Source organism: Streptococcus sp. 4155 (assembly GCF_013276695.1).
Classification (GTDB): domain Bacteria; phylum Bacillota; class Bacilli; order Lactobacillales; family Streptococcaceae; genus Streptococcus; species Streptococcus pseudopneumoniae.
Genome location: NZ_VMLM01000096.1, coordinates 1 through 1,874, shown reverse-complemented (window position 1 = coordinate 1,874; position 1,874 = coordinate 1). Strand labels below are relative to the sequence as shown.

The following is a 1,874-nucleotide window of genomic DNA, read 5'->3' as shown; positions in this document are numbered from 1 at the left end:
CAGTCTTATCTACAACCTCAAAAACATGTTTTGAGCAGCCTGCGGTTAGCTTCCTAGTTTGCTCTGTGATTTTCATTGAGTATTAGTTCAATATCTGAAAAAAAAGAACCTTGCAATGCAAGATTCTTTTAGTGTCTGACTTAAATAATTGTTCTTCTGGGAACTAAATCGAATTAAGCTTCGATTTCTGTAACCATACCTGAACCAACAGTACGTCCACCCTCACGGATAGAGAATGTAGTACCTTGTTCTACGGCGATTGGGTGAATCAACTCAACGTCGATTGTCACGTTATCACCAGGCATTACCATTTCAGTACCTGCTGGAAGTTCGATTGAACCTGTAACGTCAGTAGTACGGAAGTAGAATTGTGGACGGTAGTTGTTGAAGAATGGAGTGTGACGTCCACCTTCTTCTTTAGTAAGGATGTAGACTTCACCTTTGAATTTAGTGTGTGGGTTGATTGAACCTGGTTTAGCGATAACTTGTCCACGTTCGATTTCATCACGTTGAACACCACGAAGAAGGACACCTACGTTATCTCCGGCAAGACCTTCGTCAAGTTGTTTACGGAACATTTCAACACCAGTAACAACTGCTTTTTGAGTTTCTTCTTTGATACCAACGATTTCGATTTCGTCGTTGACTTTAACGATACCACGGTCGATACGTCCTGAAGCAACTGTACCACGTCCAGTGATTGAGAATACGTCCTCGACTGGAAGAAGCAATGGTTTGTCAGTGTCACGTTCTGGTTCTGGGATGTACTCATCAACTGTGTTCATCAATTCCATAACGATGTCTTCGTATTTAGAGTCACCTTCAAGGGCTTTAAGAGCTGAACCTTGGATAACTGGAAGATCGTCACCTGGGAAGTCATATTCTGACAATAGGTCACGGATTTCCATTTCAACCAATTCAAGCAATTCTTCGTCGTCAACCAAGTCAACTTTGTTCATGAAGACGATAAGGTGTTTAACACCAACCTGACGTGAAAGAAGGATGTGCTCACGAGTTTGTGGCATTGGTCCGTCAGTTGAAGCTACTACAAGGATAGCTCCGTCCATTTGAGCGGCACCAGTGATCATGTTTTTAACGTAGTCCGCGTGTCCTGGAGCGTCGATGTGAGCGTAGTGACGTTTTTCAGTTTCGTACTCAACGTGTGCAGTGTTGATAGTGATACCGCGTTCGCGTTCTTCTGGAGCAGCATCGATAGACGCATAGTCTTTAGGTTGGTTAACTGATGAAGGCAAGCGACGTGCCAAAACAGTTGTGATAGCTGCAGTTAGGGTAGTTTTACCGTGGTCAACGTGTCCGATAGTACCAATATTAACGTGTGGTTTACTACGATCGTATTTTTCTTTTGCCATTTGAGTAAAAGCCTCCAATAAAATATATTTTATAGATAGACAGTAGGCAATACAGTCTAACTTTCCTTACTATTTTATCAAATTTCAGCTAAATTGCAAGTGTTTTACAACGTTTTTGTGAATTATTCTTGGTAAAAATTTAACTGAAAGTTCTATAATGAAGTTAGTCACCCAGCCCTCCTAAAAATTAGATGTTTTAACTAGCTGATAGCTAGTACTCGATTTCATTTGATAAGAGGCTTGATGCTGTTAGGCTGACAAGCCAAGGCTAAGATTAGCCTTGGTTTAGCTGACAAAACTGCTTCAAGGGTTCCTCTTGTCAAATGAAAGCTCTTCTAGGCATAAGAAAACACCTCTGTGTTATACTTGTTGTTCAATCACAAACACAAGAAAGGCACAGAGATGAAAAACCATTATACTACAAAAGCCAAACATTTGACAATCGATAGCCGTCGCTTAATCGAACGATGGAAAAAGGAAGGGAAATCAAATAGAGAAATCGCC

General features: G+C 41.0%; 2 protein-coding genes. One reads left to right on the top strand and one right to left on the bottom strand.

The genetic code is table 11. The features are described 5' to 3' along the window. Positions 1 to 173: 173 nt before the first annotated feature. Positions 174 to 1,370 (bottom strand): elongation factor Tu, encoded by a 1,197-nt coding sequence (gene tuf, locus HT715_RS10565; RefSeq protein ID WP_001040724.1) that lies wholly within the window; start codon positions 1,368 to 1,370, stop codon positions 174 to 176. 402 nt (positions 1,371 to 1,772) lie between these two features. Between tuf and HT715_RS10560 the strand changes: the two genes are divergently transcribed. Further along, positions 1,773 to 1,874 (top strand): helix-turn-helix domain-containing protein (locus HT715_RS10560; protein ID WP_172922944.1); only part of this gene is annotated, 102 nt, incomplete at its 3' end.